Raw genomic sequence first — 23,504 nt, 5'->3', positions numbered from 1 at the left:
GGCAAACCCCCGACACCAAGTCCCCGACAAGACCCCGTCCCGAGAGACCCTGAAGGACCATGACGTCGATCGATCTCAACGCCGACCTCGGTGAGGGCTTCGGCCGCTGGCAGCTCACCGACGACGAACGGCTGCTGTCCGTCGTCACCAGTGCCAACGTGGCCTGCGGCTTCCACGCCGGGGACGCGGCCACCATGCGGCGGGTGTGCGAGCAGGCGGCCGAGCGCGGGGTACGGATCGGCGCCCAGGTCTCCTACCGGGACCTGGCGGGGTTCGGGCGGCGCGCGATGGACGTGCCGCCCGCCGAGCTCGCGGCCGAAGTCGCCTACCAGATCGGCGCCCTGGAGGTCTTCGCGCGAGCGGCGGGCACGCGCGTGTCCTACGTCAAACCGCACGGCGCGCTCTACAACCGCGTGGTGCACGACGAGGAGCAGGCCGGCGCGGTCGTCGACGGTGTGCTCCTCGCGGACGCCGCCCTGCCCGTGCTCGGCCTGCCCGGCTCGCGGCTGCTGGAACTGGCCGCCAAGGCCGGTCTCCCGGCCGTCACGGAGGCGTTCGCGGACCGCGCGTACACCGAGCAGGGCACGCTCGTGCCACGCGGCCAGGACGGCGCCGTGGTCACCGATCCGGAGGCCGTCGTGGAGCGCTCGGTCGGCCTGGCCCGCTCCGGCGTGGTCACCTCCCACTCGGGGTGCCGGGTGGAGGTACGCGCGCGTTCCCTGTGTCTGCACGGGGACACGCCCGGCGCCGTCGAGCTGGCCCGGCGGGTGCGGGCGCGGCTGGAGGAGTCGGGGGTCCGGGTGGAGGCCTTCGTATGAGGGCGCTGCCCGTCGGCGACGACGCCCTGCTCGTCGAGGTGTCCTCGGGCGAGGAGGCCCAGGCGCTGCACGCCGAGTTGCTGCGGCGCCGCGCCGCGGGCTCGCTCTCGGTCCGCGAAATCGTCCCGGCGGCCCGCACGGTCCTGCTCGACGGCCTCGCCGACCCGGCCCGCCTGGCCGCCGAACTCTCCACGTCCGACGTGCCGCCCGCTCCCCCACGCGCGCGTGACGTCGTCGAACTCGCGGTGCGCTACGACGGCCCGGACCTGGCCGAGGTCGCCGCGCACTGGGGCGTCTCCCCGCACGAGGTGGCCCGCATCCACGCGGACACCGAATTCAGCGTCGCCTTCTGCGGTTTCGCCCCCGGATTCGGCTACCTCACCGGCCTGCCCCCGCGCTACGACGTCCCCCGGCGGGCCACGCCACGCACGGCCGTACCTGCGGGTGCGGTGGCGCTGGCGGGCCCGTACACGGGCGTGTACCCGCGTTCGTCGCCGGGTGGCTGGCAGCTGATCGGGACCACGGACACCGTCCTGTGGGACCACACGCGCGTGCCGGCCGCACTCCTGTCGCCGGGCACGCGCGTGCGCTTCGTTCCGGTGAGGAGCTCATGACCGACCGCGCGCTCTCCGTCGTACGCGCCGGGGCGCTCACCACCGTGCAGGACCTCGGCCGCCCCGGCCACGCCCACCTCGGCGTGCCCCGCTCGGGTGCGCTCGACGGGCCCGCAGCGGCGCTGGTCAACCGTCTCGTCGGCAACAGCCCCGAGGCCGCAGTACTGGAGACGACGCTCAACGGCTGTGCGGTGCGGCCTCGTTCGACGGTCACCGTGGCGGTCGGCGGCGCTCCCTGCCGGGTCACGGTGAACGGGCGCCCGGTCGCCTGGGGCGCTCCGGTGCGGGTGCCCGCCGGTGCGCTGCTGGACGTAGGCGCGGCCGTCTCCGGCGTACGCAGCTATGTGGCTGTTTCCGGCGGCATCGCCGTCGAGCCGGTCCTCGGCAGCCGCTCCACGGACCTCCTGTCGGGTCTCGGCCCACCGCCGCTCACGGACGGCGCGGTGCTGCCTCTGGGCCGCCCTACGGGGCTCCACGCGCGCGTGGACGTCGCCCCGCAACCGGCGCCCCCCGCCGAACTCGTCCTGCGCGTGACGCTGGGCCCGCGCGACGACTGGTTCACGCCGGAGGCGGTGCGCGCCTTCACCTCCCGCGCATACAGCGTGTCCTCCGCCAGCAACCGCATCGGACTGCGCACGGAAGGCCCCGCCCTGGAACGGGCCCTCAGCCGTGAACTCCCCAGCGAGGGCATGGTCCTGGGCGCGGTCCAGGTTCCGCCCGACGGCCGGCCGGTCGTGTTCCTGGCCGACCATCCGACCACGGGCGGCTACCCGGTGATCGCCGTCGTCCGCGCGGCCGACCTCCCGGCCGCCGCCCAGGCGGCACCGGGCACGCCGCTGCGCTTCGTGGCCGTACGTCGCCGCTGATCCCCGGCACGCACGATGCCACGCACGCGCGCCCCGCACACGCGCGCCCCGCACACGCGCGCTACGCCGCCTCTGGTGCGGGCTGCTGCCCCGAAACCGAGCGCTGCCCGGGCACAGACAAACCCTCCGGCAGGGACAGTCGGCCCGGCACCGCCGCCCCCTCCGGCAGGGACGGCTGCCCGGACACAGGCCGATACTCAGGCATGGGCCGCCGCTCAGGCACCACCTGACGCTCCGGCACTACCCAATCGTCTACGGACACGGCCCGATGCCCAGGCACCGCCGGACGCTCAGGCACCGCCCGCTGCCCAGGCACCCCCCGTTGCTCGGGCACCGGCGCCGGCAGCGAGGCCGGTGCCGACAGCGAGGCCAGCACCCTGGACACCTCCTGCGCCGCCCGCAGGTCGAGCCGGCCGCTGGTGCCCCGCGCGCGGTGCCGCATCTCATCGACGGCGAGGCGCAGCAGCTGAGGCAGCAGGTCGTTGCACCGCCGGACCACCCAGGCGGTACCCGCGGTGGCCAACCACAGCAGGCTCGCCGACTTGGTGGGCGGCGGGAACTCGGGCTCGGGCGAGGGCGCCCTTTCCGACGCGAGGCCCCTGTGCGCCAGCATCGCGTGGAAGCGCAGGGCGATCTGCCGGTGCCCGCGCTCCCCGGGATGCAGCCGGTCGGAGCTCCACATCGAGCGTTCCATGATCCAGGCGTCGTCGACCGCGTGCAGATGCACGGCCCCGTACCGCTCGGAGAGCGTGTGGACCACCGTGTTGACGGCTCTCTGCCGCCGGGCCAGCGGGTTGCCCAGGACCCCCGGCAGGCCAAGCATCGTGCCCGGGTCGGGCAGGCAGGCCGTGAGGACGGCAGCGCCCTGCCGGGTGAACGCCGCGTAGACCTTGTCCAGGCGTTCGGCGATCTTCTCTATGTCGAAGGTGCTGCGCAGCGTGTCATTGACGCCCACGAGGACGGACGCGATGTCAGGCCGCAGGGCCAGCGCGGCGGGCAGCTGACTCTCCAGCACGTCCCGCGTCTGGGCCCCGCTGACCGCGAGGTTGATGAACTCGGCGGGCGGTCCGGACAGCCCGCCGGCGAGCAGCGCGGCCCAGCCGCGCCACCCGTTCCCCACGGGATCGCCCACCCCCTCGGTCAGCGAGTCCCCGAGGGCGACGTAACGGAGCGGTCTCATGCCGCGCCCTCCGCACGCGCGAAGGGACGCGCCGGCACCGCCGCGTCGTGCGCGGTGAGGAAGGCGTCCACCGCCGTGCCCCAGCCGAAGCACTCGGCACGCGCGCGTGCCGCGTCCCGGCGCTCTCGCTCGGGACGGTCGAGCAGCATCTCCACGGCGTCCGCGAAGGCGTCCCCGTGGTCCGCCGCGGTGGCCCCGGCGGATCCGATCACCTCCGGCAGCGCGGAGGACGCGCTCGCCACGACGGGCGTGCCGCAGGCCATGGCCTCCAGCGCGGCGAGCCCGAACGTCTCGGCGGGCCCGGGAGCCAGGCACACGTCGGCGGAGGCCTGGAGGGCGCCGAGCAGGCTGCGGTCGGCGACGTGTCCGAGGAAGGTCACCGGCAGGTCGCGCTCCTGCGCCCGCTGTTCGAGCCGCGCGCGCAGCGGCCCGTTCCCGGCCACCACGAGCACCGCCCGCACACCGCGCCCGCGCAGCGACTCCAGGGCGTCCAGCGCGGTGCCGGGCCGCTTCTCCACGGAGAGCCGGGAGCACATCACCAGCAGCGTCTCGTCCGCGCGCGCGTGGGTGGCGCGCAGCGCAGCGTCACGCAGGGTGGGACGCCGGTTCATCAGGTCGACGCCCAGCGGAGCCCGTACGACGTTGCGGGCGCCGATCCGCACGAACTCCCGCTCGGCGAACTCGGTGGTGCACACGACCTTCGAGTACGTATGGGCCGTACGGACGTTGAGGGCGTCGGCGGCGCGCCGGGACAGCTTCTCCGACAGGCCCCAGGTGCGCAGCACGCCGTCGGCGGTCTCGTGGGAGACCATCACGGCGGGCACCCGGGCGCGGCGGGCCCACTTGCCGGTCCACCGCAGCGTCGTACGGTCGGAGACCTCCAGGCGGTCGGGGGCGAGTTCCTCCAGGAGGGACGCGACCCGCCGCTTGTCGAGGAGCACGCGGTAGCCGCCGGTGCCGGGCAGCATCGGGCCGGGCAGGGTGATGACACGGCCCTGCTCGGTGTCGCAGTCGCTGTACTTCTCGCCCGGCACGACGAGGACGGGATCGTGGCCCGCCAGCTTGAAGCCCTTGCCCAGTTCGCGCAGCGCGGTGCGCAGGCCCCCGGAGGCCGGGGCGACGAAGTTCGCGAGTCGGACGATGCGCAGGCCGGTCATGCCGCCACCACCGCCCGGCGGGCGGCGAGCACGTCCGTGTAGTGCCCGATCAGCTGGTCGCCGATGGCCGCCCAGGTGCGGCCCTCGACCGTGGCGCGTCCCGTGGCCCCGTACGCGGCCCGCAGCGCCGGGTCGGCGACCAGGGCCTGGACGGCGTCCCGTACGGCCGAGGCGTCGCGCGGCGGCACCAGCAGGCCGGTGCGTCCGTGGTCGACCAGGTCGAGCGGACCGCCCGCGGCGGGCGCGACGACGGGCACGCCGCTGGCCATGGCCTCCTGCACGGTCTGGCAGAAGGTCTCGAAGGGGCCGGTGTGCGCGAAGATGTCGAACGAGGCGAAGATCCGCGCGAGGTCGTCCCCGCCGCGACGGCCCAGGAAGACCGCGCCGGGCAACACCTCGGCGAGCGCGGGCCGGCTCGGACCGTCGCCGACGATCACGACCTTCACGCCCGGGATGCCGCACACGCCGGAGAGCAGCTCGATGTGCTTCTCCGGGGCGAGCCGCCCGACGTAGCCGACGATGACCTCGCCGTTCGGGGCGAGTTCACGGCGCAGCGCCTCGTCGCGGAGTCGGGGGCGGAAGCGGGCGGTGTCCACGCCGCGTGCCCAGAGCTTGAGCCGGGGAACTCCGTGTGCCTCGAGGTCGTTCATGGAAGCACTGGAGGGGACGAGCGTGAGGTCGGCGGCGGAGTGGACGGAACGTATGCGCCGCCAGGCCGCGGCCTCGCCGGCGCCCATGTAGGTGCGGGCGTAGCCGGCCAGGTCGGTCTGGTAGACGGCGACGGCGGGGATGCCGAGCCGGGCGGCGGCGGCCATGCCGCGGACGCCGAGGACGAAGGGGCTGGCCAGGTGGACGACGTCGGGCTGGTGCTGGATCAGCGCGGCGGCGAGGCGGCGGCTGGGGAGCGCGACCCTGACCTGGGGATAGCCGGGGAGCGGGAGGGAGGGGACATGGACGACTGGGCAGGGCGCCAGAGAGGCGGCCGCCTTGTTCCCGGGAGCGGGAGCCGGTGCGACGACGAGGGGAGCGTGACCGCTGTCGACGAGGTGTCGGGCGGTCTGGAGCGCGCAATGGGCCACGCCGTTCACATCGGGGGGAAAGGATTCGGTCACGATGACGACACGCATACCGGTGTTGTCGCCGCACCGGACGTGGCCGCGTCAAAGTGGATCTTTCCGAACGACAAACGTCCCATGAGCGTTCCGCTGCGCCCCCGAGCGGGTCAGATCACGTCCATGCGCGCCTGACCCGCAGGTCATCCCGCGTTCACCCGGCGGCCGGATCTCCCCGACTTTCACCGCGTGAGCACATGTCCCGCCCGGTGATCAGCCGGGGGCCGTGTGCCTCCCGATGATCAGCCGGCTCTCGTGGCGGGCCCGGTGATCAGCCGGCCTTCGCGTCCGAAACCCGATGATCAGCCGTTCGCCGTGTCCGGCCCGATCCGGCTGCGTACGGCCGTCTGCACCTCGTCCTCCTCGGCCGGGTCGGCGGCGAGCCGGCGCAGCCGCTCGACGACACGCGTGTCACCGGTCTCGGCGTGCCGGGCGGCGATCTCCCGGGTGGACTCCTCGCAGTCCCAGAGGCACTCGACGGCGAAGCCGGACGCGAAGGAGGGGTCGGTGGCGGCGAGAGCGCGGGCGGTGCGGCAGCGCAGATGGGAGGAGGCGGTCTCGCGGTAGATATGGCGCAGGACGGGGGCGGCGCAGGCGATGCCGAGCCGTCCGGTGCCGTCGACGAGGGTCCACAGGGTCGGCGCGTCCGGGCCTTCGCCGCGTACGGCCTCCCGTAGCGCCGCGAGGACGAGGTCCTTGTCCTCGGTCCCGCCACGGCAGGCGAGCATGCGTCCGGCGGCGGCGCCCAGTTCGTCGGGCCGTCGAGCCCAGCCGCGCGCGCGGTCGACGGCGGCCACACTGCGCATCCGTTCGAAGGCGTCGACGGCGGCCTCCACGACGGCCGGTGAGCCGGTGACCACGGCCGCCTCGATCAGGTCGAGGGCGTCCGAATCATTGCTGTCGGCGAGGTAGCGCAGGGCGGTGCAGCGGGCTCCGTCGGTGCCGTCCTTGGCGGCGGCGACGATCTCGGGCCGGTCCTCGGGCCCCGCGACGGCCGTGAGGCACCGGGCGGCGGGCACATGGAGCGCGGCACCGCGCTCCATGCCCTGCTGGGCCCACTCGAAGACCGCCTGCACGCTCCACCCCGGACGGGGCCCGGTCGGTCGCATCTGCCGCTGCCAGCGGTCGAAACAGCCGGCCTCCTGAGCGGCACGCACGCGCGTGGCGATCGATTCGCGCGGATCCTCGGCCCACAGCCGCCAGGGCCGTGGCTCAAAAGCATCGCGTACGGCGACGGCCAACTCGGCCTCGCCCTCGGGATCGGCCGGGAAACGCGCCAGGACGGGTGCGGCCAGGGCACGCAGGCCCGCGTCGTCGTCCCTGAGCGCCAGTTCGTCCAGCGCCCAGGCCCAGTTGGAGCCCGTGGCGGCGTACCTGCGCAGCAGTTCGAGGGCGTCCCGCCTGCCGTAGGAGGCGAGGTGGCCGAGGACGGCCAAAGCCAGCCCGGTGCGTGACTCGTCTGTGTCGAGGGCGTCCTCGACGTCGAAGAGGTGGGCCTCGATCTCGTCCAGCTCGCCGTTCAGGTCGAGGAAGAGACGGGCGTAGTACAGGGAGCGGTTCTCCACCTGCCAGTCGTGGCGGGGATCTCGCAGCACGCAGTGGTTCAGGGCCGCGAGCGCCTCGGCGCGCGGGGCGGTGAGCGCGTGCAGTGTGCCGTCGCCGCGGCCCCGCTGAAGCAGGCCGAGCAGCGTACCGCTGGGCGCTATGACCGGTTCGAACATGGGAAACAGCCTCACATCAAGCGTCGACGCAACCGGGGTTCTTGCTTCACCTGGCCGCGTGACAACACGTCGGGGCGCCCGCCGTTTCCTGCTTGCTGTAGACCATTTTCCTCTGCCTCTCGTCAGTGGCCCTCGCGGACCGCATCACGGCCCGCGCGGTGCGGCAACACCTGCCCAGCCATCGCGTCCGTGAATCACGACGTCATGATGACTCGGCACTTCCATCTGCCGCGACCGAAATTTCGGCGGCCCTGTACCGCCTCCCCCATTTTCCGTGTTTCAGCTGGTCAGAGCGCTCGGCTCACTGAGCGCCGAACAGTTCGAGCAGTTCCGTCTTACCGAACATCCGAGCCGTGTCGACGGCTGAGGGGGTCCCCCCGGCCGGATCGGCACCGGCCTCAAGAAGGGCCTTGATGACGTCCGTCTCACCCTTGAAGACGGCACCGGCGAGTGGCGTCTGCCCCCGGTCGTTGACACGGTCCGCCTCGGCACCCCGGGCGAGCAGGGCACGCACCGCGTCGGCGTGGCCGTGATAGGCGGCGAGCATCACGAGCGAGTCGCCGCGGTCGTTGGTGAGGTTGGCCGGAACACCCGCGTCGACGTACGCCACGAGCGCCTCCGTCTGCCCCTGCCGGGCCAGATCGAAGATCTTGGTCGCCAGCTCCACGACCTCGGGGTCGGGGGCTTCAGTCATCGGCCGGACCGCCTCTCACTACACACTCGGGGACTGCTGGGGACTGCGGGGAGCAAGGGTACGACCGGCGAGCGGTGTCGGCCGTACGAGTGATTCGCCAGGGTACTGGCTCGCGCGGCACATGACCCGCTGCGTCCGCGGCAAAGATCATCGCAGACACGGTCGGACGCACCACCCCAGTTCATCCGGCCAAGGACACTCCGCCACCCGAGGGAAATCTGCCGAATTTCACCCAGTTGCACCTTTTATCGTATGGATACATCCTGTGAGCCTGGAAGTACTCATGGTGACTGTCCCCACCCAACCAGGAGCACTCACATGATCCTCTCCATCTCAGGCGTCGTCCTGCTCGGCATCGTCGTCTTCATCTTCTTCCGCAAGGACGGACTGAAGGCGTCGCACGCCCTGATCTCGGCCCTGTTCGGCTTCTACCTGGCGAGCACGGCGATCGCCCCGAGCATCAAGGCCGGCGGCGAGAGCCTGGCGAGCCTCCTGGGCGGCATCCAGTTCTGACGCCGCCCCCTCCCGACCGTACGCACCTCCAGGAGACAGCAGTGGCCCGCCGCCCCCTCCCCCGCATCCTGAGCACAGGCAGCGCGCAGATCGCCCGGAGCCGGGATCTGGCCCGGGCACAGTTCGCCCGAAGCCGGGAGCTGGCCCGGACGGCGTCCGACAGCGCCTCTGACGTCCTCCACCCGCTGATCACGATCACCCGCGGGCTGCGCCGGCTGGCCTCGGCCGGGCGGCGCAAGTGGGCCGACACGCCCAAGGACAGGCGCAGCATGCTGCTGTTCCTGGTGGCCTCGGTGATCCTGGTCGTGGCGCTCGTTCCGTACGGCCCGCTGCTCGCCGTCATCACACTGATGGCGGCGGCGGCCTGGCAGGGCCGGGACCGGGGGCCGTCGGCGCCCGAGGGCCCCGACGAGTCGCAGACGGAACGGCTGAGGTCGCTGTACGAGGCACTGGTCCCCTACTTCTCCGCCGCCGATGACCCGGCACCGCTGTACGCCCACGGCGGCGAGTGGGAGAAGGCCTTCCCTGAGTACGAGTTCGACGGCACGGGACGGGTCAGCACCCTGCTGATCCGCTACCCGGCCTACTTCACCGACGGCGAGGCGGAGGCCCGCGCGCGGATCGAGCACCTGCTGGCCGCGAAGTCCGGCCGCGGCCGGGAGTACTACTTCATGTGGGACGAGATGGGCAACGAGCTCACGGTCACGGCCCTCGCGCCACTGCCCACCGGCATCGCCGCCCAGCGATTCGTCACGGCCCCCGGCGAGACGGTCCTCGGCTTCACCGACCACACCCTGGTCCAGCGCACGCTCCCCCTCACCCACGGCCAGGAACAGCGCGACGTACCGCCGGTCGTCTGGCGCACCGGCATCCGCTCCACCGAACCCCACCTGCTGGTCATGGGCCAGCCCGGCAGCGGCACCTCGACCCTGCTGCGCTCCATCGCCCTGCAGGCCCTGCAGTACGGCGACGTCGTCATCGTCGAGGGCGGCAGCACCGGCGAGTACGCCTGCCTGATCGGACGCGACGGCGTCCTGGCCGTCGAGTGCGGCCTGACCGGGGCGCTGGCGAGTCTGGAGTGGGCGGCGACGGAGACGGAGCGACGCCTGATCGCCACGAACCGCGCCCGTCAGGCCGGCAATCCCCCACCGGACGACACCAAGCGCCCGCTGTGGATCCTCCTGGACCGCCCTACCGCGTTCACCCACCTCGCCGCGGCGGACCACCGCAAGGACCCGCAGTCCCTGCTCCAGGTCCCGCTCCGGCACGGCCGCGCGGTCAACGTCACGGTGGTCGTGGCCGACCAGTGGGACGGCATGGACGCGCTGAGCGATGCCGTACGACAGCACACGCGCGCGCGTGTCGTGCTCGGCCCCGCAACGGCCGACCAGTTGGAGACGGTCCTCGGCGCTTCCCCGCACACGACCCCGGTCGCCGAGGTCCCACCCGGCCGCGGCTACGCCCGCCTGGGCACGGGCCCCGTCCACCGCCTGCAGGTCCCGGCGACCCCGGACCCGTACGACGACGCGACGAGCGACGCGCATCGGCAGGCGGTGCTGGACCTGCTGCCGGAGCGGACTACGCCGGTGGATGCGGAGCCGTTGGCGAAGCTGGAGAAGGCGGAGGAAGAGCCGGAGCCGGTGCCGGCGGAAGCTGTGGTCGCAGAGACCTCGTAGCAGTCACCGCAGCCCAAGGAAGGCGGCACCCCGTCGCACCGGGCTGCGCACCGCCCTGCCCAGCCCTCACGCCGGGCGCCGTCATGCAACGAACGGTCGCACCGACTCCGCGGCGGCCCCGTTCCCCCCGCTCTCCACCAACCGCGCCGCCGCGGCCAACCGCACCGCGGCCTCCTCCGCCACCGCGCCCCCCACGGTGAACGGCAACCGCACATACCCCTCGAAGGCCCCGTCCACCCCGAACCGAGGCCCGGACGGCACCCGAACCCCGACCCGTTCCCCCGCCTCCGCGAGCCGCGACCCCGACAGTCCCCCGGTCCGCACCCACAGCGTGAGCCCGCCCTTCGGCACCTCGAACTCCCACTCGGGCAGCTCCCGCCGCACGGCCGCGACAAGGGCGTCCCGGTTCTCCCGGGCCTGCCCCCGCCGCACGTCCACCGCCTGCTCCCAACCCCCGGTGCCGAACAGCCAGTTCACGGCCAGCTGCTCCAGCACGGGCGTCCCCAGATCGGCGTACGCGCGCGCGGCCACGAGACTGCGGATCACATCCGGAGCCGCCCGCACCCAGCCGATCCGCATCCCGGCCCAGAAGGCCTTGCTGGCCGATCCGACGGTGATGACGGTCGACCCGGCGGGGTCGAAGGCGCACACCGGTCGCGGCATCTCGAGATCCTCGTCGAGCCACAGCTCGCTCATCGTCTCGTCGGCGACGAGTACCGTCCCCGCCGACCGGGCCGCGTCCACCAGCCGACGCCGCTGGTCCTCGTCGGCCAGCGCGCCGGTCGGGTTGTGGAAGTCGGCGACGACATAGGCGATCCGGGGAGCGGCCTCCCGCAGCACCTGCCGCCACCGGTCCATGTCCCAGCCCGCCAGCCCCTCGGCCATGGCCACGGGCACGAGCCGGGCGCCCGCCACCCGCATCAGCTGCAGGATGTTGGCGTACGACGGCGACTCGACCGCGATCCGCTCACCGCGGCCCGCGAAGAGATGGCAGATCGCGTCGATCGCGCCCATCGCCCCGGTCGTCACCATGATCTGCTCGGGCATGGTCGGGATCCCCCGCGCCGTGTACCGGTCGGCGATCATCGAGCGCAGCGCGGGCAGCCCGGCGGGATAGTCGCCGTGGGTGTGGGCGTACGGGGGCAGTTCCTCCAGGGCTCCCTGTACGGCACGGGTCAGCCACGGCTCGGGCGCGGGCAGCGCGGCGCAGCCCAGGTCGATCATCGAGCCGAGCGCCTCGGGCGGCAGGGGTTCCAGGCCGCGCGCGGGCAGCGGGTTCCCGGCCGGCACGGCGGTCCAGCTGCCGGCCCCGCGCCGGGACTCCAGGAACCCCTCGCTGCGCAGCGCCTCGTACGCGGCGGCCACGGTCGTGCGGCTCACGGACAGTGCCAGGGCCAGCTCACGCTCGGCGGGCAGCCGGGCGGCGACCGGAACGCGGCCCTCCAGCACCAGCAGCCTGATGCCGTCGGCCAGCGCCCGGTACGCGGGCGGACGCTTGGAGCCGGGGCCGGCAGGGCGGTCCTGCTGAGAGGTGAGGAGCCGGGCGAGCTGCGCGGCACCCACCGCAGAAGTCCACTGCGCCATGATTTCCAGTCCACCTTCCCCGAATTGGCCATGGAGGGCGATGCTTCCCAAGCCACAGGGTGTCATGCAGCAGGCCACTACCACCACAGGGGGGCACGTCTTGTCCACTCAGGGGCATCCCGTTCGACAGCTGCCGCAAGGGCGACTCATCCGGCGGCTGTCGCAGGGGCATGTCATACGACGGCTGTCTCAGCTCTACGTCGGGCTCGCGCTGTACGGCGCGAGCGCGGCGCTGTTCGTCGAGGCGGGCCTGGGTCTGGAGCCCTGGGGCGTGCTGCACCAGGGCCTCGCCGAGCGCACCGGTCTGACCATCGGGGTCGTGTCGATCGTCGTCGGCGCGGCGGTGCTGCTCCTGTGGATCCCCCTGCGCCAGCGGCCGGGGCTCGGCACGGTCTCCAACGTCTTCGTCATCGGCATCGCCATGGACGGCACGCTCGCCCTGGTTCCCGAGGTGCACAGCCTTGCCGTACGGATTCCGCTCCTCCTGGCCGCCATCCTGCTCAACGGCGTGGCCACCGGCCTCTACATCGCCGCCCGCTTCGGCCCGGGCCCCCGGGACGGCCTGATGACCGGCCTGCACCGGCGCACCGGCCGCTCGATCCGCCTGATGCGGACAGCCGTCGAGATCGCGGTCGTGGTGACGGGCTTCGTGCTGGGCGGCACGGTCGGCGTCGGCACCGTCCTCTACGCGCTGTCCATCGGCCCGCTCGCCCAGCTCTTCCTGCGGGTGTTCGCCGTCCCCTCGGCATCCGACGGCAGCACGGTCGTTGCCACCGGGCAACCCCGGCGCGCGATACTGCGTCCGTGAGCACCACGCGGATACGCCACCCCTACCTCGACCACCCCGGCCCGATCCCCTTCGCCCATCGGGGCGGGGCGGCGGACGGCCTGGAGAACACCGTGCTGCAGTTCGGGCGCGCGGTCGAACTGGGCTACCGGTACATCGAGACCGACGTCCACACCACGCGCGACGGCAAGCTCGTCGCCTTCCACGACTCGACCCTGGACCGGGTGACGGACGGGGCGGGCCGGATCGCGGACCTGCCCTGGGACGACGTACGGCACGCGCGCGTGGCGGGCAAGGAACCGGTGCCCCTCTTCGAAGAGCTCCTGAAGACCTTCCCCGAGGTGCGCTGGAACGTCGACCTCAAGGCGGAACCGGCGCTCCACCCCTTCCTGGAGCTGATCGAGCGCACCAACTCCTGGGAGCGTATCTGCGTCGGCTCCTTCTCCGAGGCCCGCGTGATCCGCGCTCAGCGGCTGGCCGGGCCCCGCCTCGCGACCTCGTACGGCACCCGGGGCGTCCTCAATCTGCGGCTGCGCTCCTGGGGCGTGCCGGCCGCGCTGCGCCGCTCGGCGGTCGCCGCCCAGGTTCCCGAGACGCAGTCCGGGATCCAGGTGGTGGACCACCGCTTCGTACGGGCCGCCCACGCGCGCGGGCTGCAGGTGCACGTGTGGACCATCAACGATCCCGATGCGATGCACCGGCTCCTGGATCTGGGAGTCGATGGCATCATGACCGATCACATCGACACGTTGCGCAAGGTCATGGAGGACCGGGGCGTCTGGGTCTGACCCCCGTCCGGGCTCCGCCCTCGCGCGGGATCACCACGGGGAAGCGAGGGCACGGGTGGGGACCGACACCGTGCGGACGGACGCGGCCGACGAGGCCGCCGGGCGACGGCGCGAGCAGCGCGGCTGGTACTTCTACGACTGGGCGTGCTCCGTCTACTCGACGAGCGTGCTCACCGTGTTCCTCGGCCCCTATCTGACGTCGGTCGCCAAGGACGCGGCGGACGCGGACGGGTTCGTCCATCCCTTGGGCATCCCGGTGCGCGCGGGATCCTTCTTCGCCTACTCGGTGTCCCTGTCGGTGATCGTCGCCGTCCTGGTGATGCCCTTGGTCGGCGCCGCCGCCGACCGCACCGGCCGCAAGAAGCCCCTCCTCGCGGTGGCCGCCTACCTGGGGGCCACGGCCACAACGGCCATGTTCTTCCTCGACGGCGACCGCTATCTGCTCGGCGGCGTCCTGCTGATCGTCGCGAACGCGGCGCAGTCGGTCGCGATGATGCTCTACAACTCCTACCTCCCCCAGATCGCCCCGCCCGAGGAGCGCGACGCGGTCTCCTCCCGGGGCTGGGCCTTCGGCTACGCGTCGGGCTCGCTGATGCTGATCGTGAATCTGGTCCTGTATCTGGCGCACGACTCCTTCGGCGTCTCGGAGAGCATGGCCGTCCGCATCTGCCTGGCGTCGGCCGGCCTGTGGTGGGGCGCCTTCGCGCTCATCCCGCTCCGCCGGCTGCGCGACCGCCGGTCCACGAGCGACGGAGACGAGCAGGAACCGACTCCGAAGGAGCCGACCTCTAAGGCGGCGAGCGCGAAGGCGCCGAGCGCGATGGGCTTCGGGCAGCTCGCGGCGACCGTCCGTGACATGCGCCGCCACCCGCTGACGCTCGCGTTCCTGCTCGCCTACCTCATCTACAACGACGGCATCCAGACGGTGATCTCCCAGGCGTCGGTCTACGGCTCCGAGGAACTGGGCCTCGGACAGTCCACCCTCATCGGCGCCGTGCTGCTGGTCCAGGTGCTGGCGGTGGCGGGGGCACTGACGATGGGGCGCCTCGCGCGGACCTACGGCGCCAAGCGCACGATCCTCGGCTCACTCGTCGCATGGACGGTGACGCTGGCCGCCGGGTACTTCCTCCCGGCCGGGGCGCCGGTGTGGTTCTTCGTGCTGGCGGCAGGCATCGGGCTGGTCCTGGGCGGCAGTCAGGCCCTGTCCCGGTCACTGTTCTCCCATCTCGTGCCGCCGGGGAAGGAGGCCGAATACTTCTCCGCGTACGAGATGAGCGACCGCGGCATGAGCTGGCTGGGCCCCCTGCTCTTCGGGGTCACCTACCAGCTCACCGGAAGTTACCGGGACGCAATCATCTCCCTCGTGGCCTTCTTCGTCCTCGGATTCGCCCTGCTCGCGAGGGTTCCGGTGCGGCGGGCGATCAGCGACGCGGGCAATCCGGTCCCGCCGACGATTTAGCGTTCGGAGCGAAAGGGCGGTAGTGTACGCGTTTGGCCTGCCAGGCGTACCGTTACTGCGCGTCAAAGATGCCGAAACGCTGGGTCACATCTGCTAGCAGATGTGACAAACCGGGCGCCGGTGGGTACGACATTGGTCAGCAAGGCTGCGGCTACGACGGCGACGCATCACCCGGAACGGGACACCGATCGGGAATCTTTACCGCCGACCGGACGTTGACCGGATGACGACGACAGCGACACCTGTCCTGTGGGCGACAAGCCCGGGAGGCACGATTCATGAGTGAGCGAGCTCTTCGCGGCACGCGCCTCGTGGTGACCAGCTACGAGACGGACCGCGGCATCGACCTGGCCCCGCGCCAGGCCGTGGAGTACGCATGCGAGAAGGGGCACCGATTCGAGATGCCCTTCTCGGTCGAGGCGGAGATCCCGCCGGAGTGGGAGTGCAAGGTCTGCGGGGCCCAGGCACTCCTCGTGGATGGCGACGGCCCTGAGGAGAAGAAGGCCAAGCCCGCGCGTACACATTGGGACATGCTGATGGAGCGGCGTACCCGCGAGGAACTCGAAGAGGTCCTCGAGGAGCGTCTTGCCGTTCTGCGCTCGGGGGCGATGAACATCGCGGTTCACCCCCGGGACAGCCGTAAGTCGGCGTAGTCCCTGCGAGTCCCTGCGGGGGCTCGGGCGGGTTTGACCCGGCAACGCGTGTGACCGCGGGCGCCGTACGTGAAGGTGACGTACGGCGCCCGCGGTTTGCTGTGCCCGAAAATTTGCTGTGCCCGAAAGAGGCCCGGCGCTCAGCGGGCGCCGGGCTCTTACGATGTCTGCTCGTCGTCAGCCCGTCAGCGGCGGCCTCGGCTCCCGCGGAGTGTCCCCCGGCTCGTCCCTGATGACCTCACCCTGCACGATCTTCCCGTCGGGGTGGTGGATGCGCGCCTGCTGGAAAGCGTCGCCGAACGAACCCGGCGCCGCCGCGCGCAGCTTTCGTTCGAACGTGCGCTCCGCGTGAGCGCTGAGGGCCTTCTGGACCGGCGGGATCAGCAGGAGCAGGCCCAGCGCGTCCGAGATCAGCCCCGGCAGCATGATCAGCAGGCCGCCCAGCATCATCAGGCCGTTGCCGCCGCCGCTCGTCGGCGCGCCGCCGCGCTGCAGCGACTCGTTCAGGGCCTGGAAGGCGCGTCGGCCCGCCCGCTTGATGACCACCGAGCCGAGCACCAGGCCGGCGACCAGCAGCAGGAAGACCGTGAGCCCACCCGCCGCGTCCGCGACCACGGTCAGCAGCCAGATCTCCAGCACCAGCCACGCGGCGACACCCAGCGGCAGGAAGGTACGCAGCCGTGAGCGCCGGGGCCGGGCGGGATAGGTGGGGGTCGATGCGCCAGTCGTCATGCGTCCAGTGTGCCTGGGCCCGGCTCAGAGCGGGATAAGCGGACGGCCGACGGCGTCTGCGCGGTCGTGGGCAATGCCCGCGGCTGCCGGGGCGTGCTCGGGCGGCACCCGGCGCTGCAGGCTGTGCCCACCCTCCCCCATCGCCCTGCGGAACGACTGCCCACAGTGATGGCAAGGGCCGCAGGCTAGGGCTGCCGTGGCCGCGTCGGCGAGGACGGCTTCGTGCGGCCCAGCAGCTTGCCCACCCGCTCCTGTGCCCCCCACGACGTGACCCGCCACAGCGCCTCGACCAGGATGTCGCGGCTCATCTTCGAGTCACCGAGTTCGCGCTCGACGAAGGTGATCGGCACCTCGACGACGTGGAAGCCGGCCTTGACCGCGCGGCGGGCGAGGTCGACCTGGAAGCAGTAGCCCTGGGAGGCGACGTCGTCGAGGCCTAGGCCTTCGAGGGTCTCGCGGCGGAAGGCGCGGTAGCCGCCGGTGATGTCGCGGAGCGGGAGGTCCAGGGCCAGACGGGAGTAGAGGCTGCCGCCCCGGGAGATGAACTCGCGGGACTTGGGCCAGTTCACGACCCGGCCACCCGGCACCCAGCGCGAGCCGAGGACCAGGTCGGCGCCCTTGAGGGCGGTCAGCAGGCGGGGCAGTTCCTCGGGCTGGTGGGAGCCGTCGGCGTCCATCTCGATCAGGACGCCGTAGCCGTTCTCCATGCCCCAGCGGAAGCCCGCGAGGTACGCGGCGCCGAGGCCCTCCTTGCCCTTGCGGTGCAGGACCTGGACGTGGTCGTCCTCGGCGGCCAGTTCGTCGGCGAGCTTGCCGGTGCCGTCGGGGCTGTTGTCGTCGGCCACGAGCACGTGCGCCTCGGGCACCGCCTTGCGGACCCGGCCGACGATGCCCTTGATGTTCTCCGCCTCGTTGTAGGTCGGAATGATCACCAACGCCGTGCCGAGCGGCCCGAACCGCCTCTCGCGGTCCTGTGCCCCGAGGGTCCCGTCGCCGTCGTTCACTGCTGCCCCTTCACATCCGTACGCAGACGTCCACCATAGTGGGCGCGGCCTGCGCTGAGGCGACAGCACGTTCGTATGGTGGTGTCGATTCCACAAGAGCGGGGTAAGGCTCTGATTTTCGGGGCCGGTGCGCCGGTTTCGCACCCTCTGCGGATGTTCATGCCTCTGCGGATGGGGGCCCGGCGCCCTTCGGGCCGACCTGGGACCCGCTGGCTGCGGGTCGACCGAAAGCCGTTGTCTACTGAGCGCCCGGGCCCCACCCGGGTCACACCTCCCCGATCGGCCGCGACGTTCCGTCGTCGCCGCGCGGGCGCTGAGCCTGGCTCCCAGTGGCGGTGCCCCGGTGCGGCACACCGTCCCTGACCCAGCGGCGTTGCGACGGGTTCCCGGAAGTTCCGCGGTTCCCCGGTCGGGCGTCCGGTGGTGGACTCGGCCGAACCTACCGGCCCCGGGCCTTGACCTGTCAACAGCCGTTTGACCTGCAGGTCTTCACCCAATGCGCTGGTCAGCGCAGAGGATGCGCAGGTCGCGCGCCGGGGTCGCGCGAAGCGATCCCATGCGCGCCACCCCGGTAGATCACTCGCCCGGCCGTACGAAGACCGTTCGTCCGCCCACCACCGTGCGCAGGCAGACCGGGAGGTCACGGCCCGGGGTCAGATCGGGCAGGCCAGGGGTGCCGGAGCGGGGGTCGGTGGACCAGCGCGCGACCCGGTCGTCGGGCGCCTGGACCACCAGTTCGTCGGCGCGCCAGACGACGTAGTCGGCGGGCGCTCCCGGCACCAGGACGCCCGCGTCGTCGCGCCCGATCGCCCGCCAGCCGCCACGCGTGTGCGCCGTGAACGCGGCGCGTACGGAGACTCGGTGCTCGGGCGTGTGGTGGAAGGCCGCCGCGCGGACCGTGCCCCAGGGGTCGAGGGGTGTGACCGGGCTGTCGGAGCCGAAGGCGAGCGGGACGCCGGCCCGCAGCAGGGCCGCGAAGGGGTTGAGGGTGCGGGCCCGTTCGGCGCCCAGGCGCTGGGCGTACATGCCGTCCTCGCCGCCCCACAGCGCGTCGAACGCGGGCTGGACGGAGGCGGTCAGGCCCAGCTCGGCGAAGGCCGCGACGGTCTCCGGGGTGAGCATCTCGGCGTGCTCGACGCGGTGGCGGGCGGCGCGGACGCGGGCGAGGCCGAGTTTGTCGGCGGCGGCCCGCACGCCCTCCACGACGGCGGTCACGGCGGCGTCGCCGATCGCGTGGAAGCCCGCCTGGAGGCCTGCCTCGGTGCAGGCGACGACGTGGGCGGCGACGGCGGCCGCGTCCAGGTAGGCGGTGCCGGTGTGGGCGGCGTCGGCGTACGGCTGGTGCAGGCAGGCGGTGTGGGAGCCGAGGGCGCCGTCGGCGAAGAGGTCTCCGGCCGCGCCGATCGCGCCGAGCTCCCGGGCCTTGGCGATCCCTTCCTCGCCCTGCTCGGCCCAGTAGCCGACGACCCGCGGACCGGGTTCCTCGGCGGCCAGCCGCAGCAGCCCGGAGAAGTCGTCCTCGGAGGAGATGTCCGGCCCGCCGCACTCGTGGACGGTGCCGATGCCGAGGGAGGCGGCGTGGGCGAGGGCGGAGCGCTGGGCCTCGGTGCGCTGGGCGGGCGTGATCGCGCCCAGCGCGGTGGCCCGTACGGCGTGGTGGGCGTCGGCGACGAGCGGCGCGTCGACCGCGCCGAGGCCGCCCGGCGTCATGTCCAGCAGGGCCGTCGTGACGACCGCCGAGTGGACGTCGATGCGGGACAGGTAGAGGGGCCGGCCGCCGGTGGCCTCGTCGAGCTCGGCACGCGTCGGGGGGCGGCCACCGGGCCAGCGGGAGGCGTCCCAGCCGTGCCCGAGCAGGACACGGTCCTGCGGACGGGCGGCGGCGAAGTCCCGTACGAGGGCGAGGGCCGCCTCCAAGGAGGGCGCACCGGACAGGTCGAGGCCGGTCAGCGCGAGCCCGGTGGCGGTGGTGTGCACATGGGCGTCGGTGAACGCCGGGGTGACCAGGGCACCGTCCAGATCGACGACCTCGTCCACACCGTCCGCAAAGGCGTCGGCGGCCCCCTCGGACCCGACCCAGGCAACCTGCCCACGCTCCACGACCATCGCGGTGGCGAAGGGGTCGGCGGGGCTGTGCACCTCCCCGCGGCGGAGAAGGACGGTCTTGGGCTGATCGGTGGACTCACTCATGAGGAACAGTGTCGCGCCTGACGCCGTCAGCTCTGGTCAGGGGGTTACTGCAACGCCGACGAAGGGGCGCGGGGCCGTGTCGATATGCGGCTCCGCCGCGCGGGCGCGACCAGCCACAAATCACCCGCAGCCGCCGAACAACCAACACCTCAACGGCGTCAATGCGACGTTCAGATCCTCGGCGGCCGAGCCTCATAGGGCGTAGACAAAACCACCGTCGTCCGAGTCGAAACCCCCGCCAGCGACCGCACCCGAGCCAACAGCTCCTCCAGCTCGTGCGGCGTGGCCACCCGAACCTTGAGGATGTAGTTCTCGTCGCCCGCGACACTGTGGCAGGCCTCGATCTCCGGCACCCCCGCCAACCGCTCCGCGATGTCATCAGGAGCGCTGGGATCGAACGGCTTCACCGAGATGAACGCGGTCATCGGCAGCCCCACGGCCTCGGGGTCCACGACCGCGGCATACCCACGGATGACGCCACGTTGCTCCAGCCGCCGCACCCGCTGGTGCACGGCCGATGTGGACAGGCCCGTGGCCTTGCCCAGGTCGGTGTAACTCATCCGCCCGTCCTTGACGAGCAGCTGCACGATCTGCCGGTCCAGCTCCTCCATGGCGCAAGAACCTACAGTGCGGCTGATCTCCTCGGATACCTGAGCAGCCCAGGTCATGCCCGGTTTGTGATGTGGCGGTCGGACGGCTGTGAGCCGACCGAGGGACAAACCGGCCGCCTCGGGCACCTGCGAGCGGCATGTGACGAACGCCACAGGCCTCGAACAGGCTCCGTGATGTTCTCGTGATTACCGCCGAGACCGGGCGGGAAGTGCTTGCTGTGGTCGAGGCCGCAGCGCCTTCACGGCCCAGCCCGAGGGGGAGAAATCCATGCAGAGTCTTAAGCGCCCTGGTCGTACCGCGCCCAAGCGCCTTCAGCCGGTCGTCGAGCCCGCTCCGGAGGGCGTCGAACCCGACGACTTCGACGACGAGCTCGACGCGTACGACACCTTCGAGATGTACCGGGTCATCTGCCCGGACTGCGCGCAGCCCATCGCCCTGCTGGCGGACGAGGAGGTCCTGCCGGAGCACGCGCTGTGCGCCTCACCGTGGAACCCGTTCGGCCTCACGGTCTGCGCCGGTACGGGCCGCAAGGCCTCCGAGGCCCGTTCCGCCGACGAGTCGGCGGAGCCCCAGGAACAGGACACGGCCCTTCTGTTGACGCTCCCTCAGGGACTCGACTGGCGGACGCAGCCCTTCTCGCACGTCGGCGGCCCGGGCTCGCGCCCCATCAGGGTCCCCGCGATGCGCCGCGAGGCCGCCTGAGCGCACGCCACCTGAGCGCACCTGGCCTCAGCCGCGCTCGCACCCGCGTCGCTCAATCCCAGTAGCTGCCCTGCACCATGGCTCGCAGGCTGCCGTGGTGCAGGATCAGTGTGTCCGGGTCCGCAGGTACGGCGACTTCGCCGAAGTACGCCTGGCGGTAGGCGATCCGCAGCATGACGACGGCGTGCCGCAGGGCGGCGTACAGCGTGTAGAAGTCCATGTCACGCGGGGTGTGGCCGGTGAGGTCGGCATAGCGGGCCTCGATCCGGTCGCGGCGCAGGAAGTCCGGGAGCCCGCGCTGCCCGAAGGCGACCGTCAGGTCGTGGAAGAAGCGGTGCAGATAGACGGTCCAGCCGAGGTCGACCTCGCGCGGGGCCAGGGCCGCCATCTCCCAGTCGAGGACGGCCGCGGGTTCGAAACCGTCGTAGACGACGTTCCCGATGCGCGCGTCGCCCCAGTTGAGCACCGGCGTGCCCGGGTCACGGGGCCAGAGCTCCTCAAGGCGGTCGAACGCGTCCTCGATGAGCGGTGAGCGGGCGAGTCCGTCAACCACCCATTCGTAGTACGCACGTTGGGCGCTGACGTGCCGCCGAAGCGCGTCACCCTCACCCGACAGGGTGAGGAACTCGGCCTCCTGCGCCGGGACTTGGTCGTGCAACCGGGCCAGCAGCCCAATCGTGGCCGCCTCCAGGTGCGCGCGCTCGGCGTCGCTCGCCGCGTGCAGCCAGTTGCCCTCGTAGGTGTACGGCATCACGTCCGGCGGCACGCGGCCTGCGACGCGCTCCATGACGAAGAAGGGCGCCCCCAGCGGGCCGGGGTCCTCCTCCAGCCACTGCACCTTCGGCACGGGGAGGTCGGAGCGGTCGGCGACCAGGCGCATCGTGCGGTACTGCCGGGGCATGTCGTATTCCGGAAACACCGTGTACGCCGACGGATCCGCCGCGAGCCGCAACGCGCAGGCGCGCAAGGGCGCTTGAGGGTGCTCGATGTCGAAGAGCAGGGTTTCGCTGGACATGCCGTTCGAGGTGGGGACGGTGACGCCGACCGCCTTGGCGCCGGGCAGCCGGGTGTCGAGCCAGGCGGTGAGGCGGCGGGCGAGTTCGTCCGGGTCGCGCGTCGTCGTGCGGGGGCGAGGTGCCGCGGTCATGGGGCCGACTCCCTTCGTGTCGCGGGGCCTTCGTTCCGCCGACGGAGCCATGACCTCATGGCGCGACCGAACCGAAGTCCGTGAACCCGCTCGGGTCGTGCCGCCCGAACGAGCCGTGCTCGAAGATGCCGTGGCCGACCCGGCCGTCCAGCCGGAAGCGCGCGGCGTGGTCGGTGACTCCGTACCTGGCGAGGGGATGGGCGGTGGGGTCGGAGAGGTCGTAGGTGCGGCGGTCGGTCCAGCCGCGCCCCCGCCAGGTGCCGTGTTGCCAGTCGTCGGCGGGCGGGTAGCCGGCGCCGACGGCGAGCGGGGACGACGTGAGGATCTCCACGTCCAGTTCCTGGGGCTTGCGTACGTCGCCGAGGTGGATGAGGGCCCGTTCGGGGTGGCGGCTGCCCGAGCGGTAGGTGATCTCGGCCTGGGGCCAGCCGAGTTGGCGGTCGCGATCACCCGGGCGGACCATCGTCGCGTCGCTCAGCGAGCGGTATCCGTCCGCGTCCTCCTGGACGATCACCATGAGGAACCGGTCATCGAAGCGCACCGGACACCAGATCCAGTGGAAGCCCTCGGTCGGCCGCTCCTCGGCGAACCGCCCGCCCTCCTCCCCCGGTATGGGCCGCACACCCCAGCTGCGGTCGCGGGTGCCGGTCCAGTCGTCCGGTGTGACGCGGAACTCCCGGCCACCCGCGCGTACGACGCCTTCCACCCCGCCCGCCTGGACGAAGCGGCGCCCTTCGAGGCTGAGCCGGTCGCCGCGGCGCTGGAGGTGGTGGGGTTCCCAGAGGGCGGGGAAGCCGGCGGTCCAGGTGATGTCGTACGACAACGTGTCGTCGTCGCAGATCAGCCGCAGCCGTCGCAGCGGCTCCCCCACCTCGATCCGCAGCGGCCCGACGGCCAGGCGCATCCGGTCCTCGCCGAGCGCGTCCGACGCCCGGACCGCGTGCAGGGTGTCCCCGCCCCGTAGGGTCGCGTACGCGTCGATCACCCCGACGTTCGGGTACACCCCGAGGCCCAGGATCAGCAGGGCACGCCCCTCGTGGTCGAGGACGTGGAAGATGCAGCGGTCGTAGGCGTTCCGGTCGCTGGTCGCGACGTACTTCATGGACAGCGGGACCTGGTGCACGGGGTACTCGTCGAGCGGTACGGGGCGTTCGTCGTCGGCCACGGCAAACCTCCCTGGAGGCGGCTGGGCTGACGGTACGTCAGACAGCGTGGGGTGGCCAGAGAGGGAGCCGGACGTCCGTGAACGAACGCCCGATTCCCGTAGGCGGTGACTTGTCCCCGTGCCTCCGCGTTGCCCTGGTATGCCCCCCACCTATTCAGCGACCGGGCCGCAGCGCCGCATCTTCGTTCCGCGGCCGGCAGGGACGGTTCCGCCTGCGCCTGCGCAGCAGTCGGACCCGCCGATCTACCGCGATCTGATGCGTATGTGGGCCGACCGCGGCCGCACCCTGCCCGGACGCCATGACCCGGAGTGGATCGAGCTCACGGCGCC

General features: G+C 72.3%; 21 protein-coding genes and 1 pseudogene. 10 read left to right on the top strand and 12 right to left on the bottom strand.

Annotated elements, in window-relative coordinates; genetic code table 11:
- The first annotated feature begins 59 nt into the window (after positions 1-59).
- The 3 genes from ACZ7L6_RS37555 to ACZ7L6_RS37545 are packed head-to-tail and all read left to right on the top strand — an operon-like array spanning position 60 to position 2,298.
- The gene (locus ACZ7L6_RS37555) at positions 60-818 is read left to right on the top strand and encodes a LamB/YcsF family protein (RefSeq protein WP_471931958.1); all 759 of its coding nucleotides are present in this window, start codon (positions 60-62) and stop codon (positions 816-818) included.
- Positions 815-1,432: a 5-oxoprolinase subunit B family protein gene (locus ACZ7L6_RS37550; protein ID WP_471931956.1), complete on the top strand. Its 618-nt coding sequence runs from the start codon at positions 815-817 to the stop codon at positions 1,430-1,432. The genes ACZ7L6_RS37555 and ACZ7L6_RS37550 overlap by 4 nt, the downstream gene beginning before the upstream one ends.
- Positions 1,429-2,298, top strand: a complete 870-nt coding sequence (locus ACZ7L6_RS37545) for a 5-oxoprolinase subunit C family protein (RefSeq protein WP_471931954.1) — start codon at positions 1,429-1,431, stop codon at positions 2,296-2,298. The genes ACZ7L6_RS37550 and ACZ7L6_RS37545 overlap by 4 nt, the downstream gene beginning before the upstream one ends.
- A gap of 340 nt (positions 2,299-2,638) precedes the next feature.
- Here the strand turns inward: ACZ7L6_RS37545 and ACZ7L6_RS37540 are convergent.
- The 5 genes and pseudogenes from ACZ7L6_RS37540 to ACZ7L6_RS37520 all read right to left on the bottom strand — a co-directional run.
- Positions 2,639-3,478, bottom strand: a pseudogene (locus ACZ7L6_RS37540) (SGNH/GDSL hydrolase family protein); the annotation flags it as partial.
- Positions 3,475-4,635: a glycosyltransferase gene (locus tag ACZ7L6_RS37535; protein WP_471931952.1), complete on the bottom strand. Its 1,161-nt coding sequence runs from the start codon at positions 4,633-4,635 to the stop codon at positions 3,475-3,477. The pseudogene ACZ7L6_RS37540 and the gene ACZ7L6_RS37535, both read right to left, overlap by 4 nt.
- Positions 4,632-5,762, bottom strand: coding sequence for a glycosyltransferase family 4 protein (locus tag ACZ7L6_RS37530; protein ID WP_471931950.1), 1,131 nt, complete (start codon positions 5,760-5,762; stop codon positions 4,632-4,634). The genes ACZ7L6_RS37535 and ACZ7L6_RS37530 overlap by 4 nt, the downstream gene beginning before the upstream one ends.
- A 287-nt stretch (positions 5,763-6,049) precedes the next feature.
- The gene (locus ACZ7L6_RS37525) at positions 6,050-7,468 is read right to left on the bottom strand and encodes a HEAT repeat domain-containing protein (protein ID WP_471931948.1); all 1,419 of its coding nucleotides are present in this window, start codon (positions 7,466-7,468) and stop codon (positions 6,050-6,052) included.
- Between the two features lie 301 nt (positions 7,469-7,769).
- Positions 7,770-8,162, bottom strand: coding sequence for an ankyrin repeat domain-containing protein (locus ACZ7L6_RS37520; RefSeq protein WP_471931946.1), 393 nt, complete (start codon positions 8,160-8,162; stop codon positions 7,770-7,772).
- A gap of 318 nt (positions 8,163-8,480) precedes the next feature.
- On the opposite strand from ACZ7L6_RS37520, the gene ACZ7L6_RS37515 reads away from it, so the two are divergent.
- The gene (locus ACZ7L6_RS37515; protein ID WP_004002760.1) at positions 8,481-8,675 is read left to right on the top strand and encodes a hypothetical protein; all 195 of its coding nucleotides are present in this window, start codon (positions 8,481-8,483) and stop codon (positions 8,673-8,675) included.
- Between the two features lie 41 nt (positions 8,676-8,716).
- Complete coding sequence (locus ACZ7L6_RS37510) at positions 8,717-10,351, top strand: ATP-binding protein (RefSeq protein ID WP_471931944.1); 1,635 nt, start codon at positions 8,717-8,719, stop codon at positions 10,349-10,351.
- A gap of 81 nt (positions 10,352-10,432) precedes the next feature.
- On the opposite strand, the gene ACZ7L6_RS37505 is transcribed toward ACZ7L6_RS37510, so the two are convergent.
- Positions 10,433-11,935, bottom strand: a complete 1,503-nt coding sequence (locus ACZ7L6_RS37505; RefSeq protein WP_471931942.1) for an SCO1417 family PLP biosynthesis transcription factor — start codon at positions 11,933-11,935, stop codon at positions 10,433-10,435.
- A gap of 64 nt (positions 11,936-11,999) precedes the next feature.
- Between ACZ7L6_RS37505 and yczE the strand changes: the two genes are divergently transcribed.
- The 4 genes from yczE (at position 12,000) to ACZ7L6_RS37485 (ending at position 15,622) form a co-directional block, all read left to right on the top strand.
- Positions 12,000-12,743, top strand: a complete 744-nt coding sequence (yczE, locus tag ACZ7L6_RS37500; protein ID WP_471931940.1) for a membrane protein YczE — start codon at positions 12,000-12,002, stop codon at positions 12,741-12,743.
- Complete coding sequence (locus ACZ7L6_RS37495; protein ID WP_471931938.1) at positions 12,740-13,510, top strand: glycerophosphodiester phosphodiesterase; 771 nt, start codon at positions 12,740-12,742, stop codon at positions 13,508-13,510. Before yczE ends, ACZ7L6_RS37495 begins: the two co-directional genes overlap by 4 nt.
- 55 nt (positions 13,511-13,565) lie before the next feature.
- Positions 13,566-14,969 carry an MFS transporter gene (locus tag ACZ7L6_RS37490; RefSeq protein WP_471931936.1) on the top strand — a complete coding sequence of 468 codons (1,404 nt, stop codon included), beginning with the start codon at positions 13,566-13,568 and terminating at the stop codon, positions 14,967-14,969.
- A gap of 278 nt (positions 14,970-15,247) precedes the next feature.
- Positions 15,248-15,622, top strand: coding sequence for an RNA polymerase-binding protein RbpA (locus ACZ7L6_RS37485; protein ID WP_003977404.1), 375 nt, complete (start codon positions 15,248-15,250; stop codon positions 15,620-15,622).
- Between the two features lie 177 nt (positions 15,623-15,799).
- On the opposite strand, the gene fxsA is transcribed toward ACZ7L6_RS37485, so the two are convergent.
- The 4 genes from fxsA to ACZ7L6_RS37465 form a co-directional block, all read right to left on the bottom strand.
- Positions 15,800-16,354 carry an FxsA family membrane protein gene (gene fxsA, locus ACZ7L6_RS37480; RefSeq protein WP_471931934.1) on the bottom strand — a complete coding sequence of 185 codons (555 nt, stop codon included), beginning with the start codon at positions 16,352-16,354 and terminating at the stop codon, positions 15,800-15,802.
- A gap of 185 nt (positions 16,355-16,539) precedes the next feature.
- A complete protein-coding gene (locus ACZ7L6_RS37475; RefSeq protein ID WP_471931932.1) occupies positions 16,540-17,358 on the bottom strand; it encodes a polyprenol monophosphomannose synthase in 819 nt (272 codons plus the stop codon).
- Between the two features lie 576 nt (positions 17,359-17,934).
- Positions 17,935-19,548, bottom strand: a complete 1,614-nt coding sequence (locus tag ACZ7L6_RS37470; protein ID WP_471931930.1) for an amidohydrolase — start codon at positions 19,546-19,548, stop codon at positions 17,935-17,937.
- Between the two features lie 170 nt (positions 19,549-19,718).
- Complete coding sequence (locus ACZ7L6_RS37465) at positions 19,719-20,159, bottom strand: Lrp/AsnC family transcriptional regulator (protein ID WP_039932055.1); 441 nt, start codon at positions 20,157-20,159, stop codon at positions 19,719-19,721.
- 268 nt (positions 20,160-20,427) lie between these two features.
- Between ACZ7L6_RS37465 and ACZ7L6_RS37460 the strand changes: the two genes are divergently transcribed.
- Entirely contained in the window at positions 20,428-20,862 is a 435-nt protein-coding gene (locus ACZ7L6_RS37460) for a hypothetical protein (protein WP_471931928.1), read from the top strand.
- Positions 20,863-20,914: 52 nt separating this feature from the next.
- Here ACZ7L6_RS37460 and ACZ7L6_RS37455 read toward each other — a convergent pair whose 3' ends face one another.
- Both ACZ7L6_RS37455 and ACZ7L6_RS37450 read right to left on the bottom strand, forming a co-directional pair.
- A complete protein-coding gene (locus tag ACZ7L6_RS37455; RefSeq protein ID WP_471931926.1) occupies positions 20,915-22,009 on the bottom strand; it encodes a phosphotransferase family protein in 1,095 nt (364 codons plus the stop codon).
- A 55-nt stretch (positions 22,010-22,064) separates the two neighbouring features.
- The gene (locus ACZ7L6_RS37450; protein WP_471931924.1) at positions 22,065-23,174 is read right to left on the bottom strand and encodes an Rv3169 family protein; all 1,110 of its coding nucleotides are present in this window, start codon (positions 23,172-23,174) and stop codon (positions 22,065-22,067) included.
- Between the last annotated feature and the right edge of the window lie 330 nt (positions 23,175-23,504).

It is taken from the genome of Streptomyces sp. NPDC107522, assembly GCF_055657525.1.
This window is presented reverse-complemented; position numbering and strand designations above follow the sequence as displayed.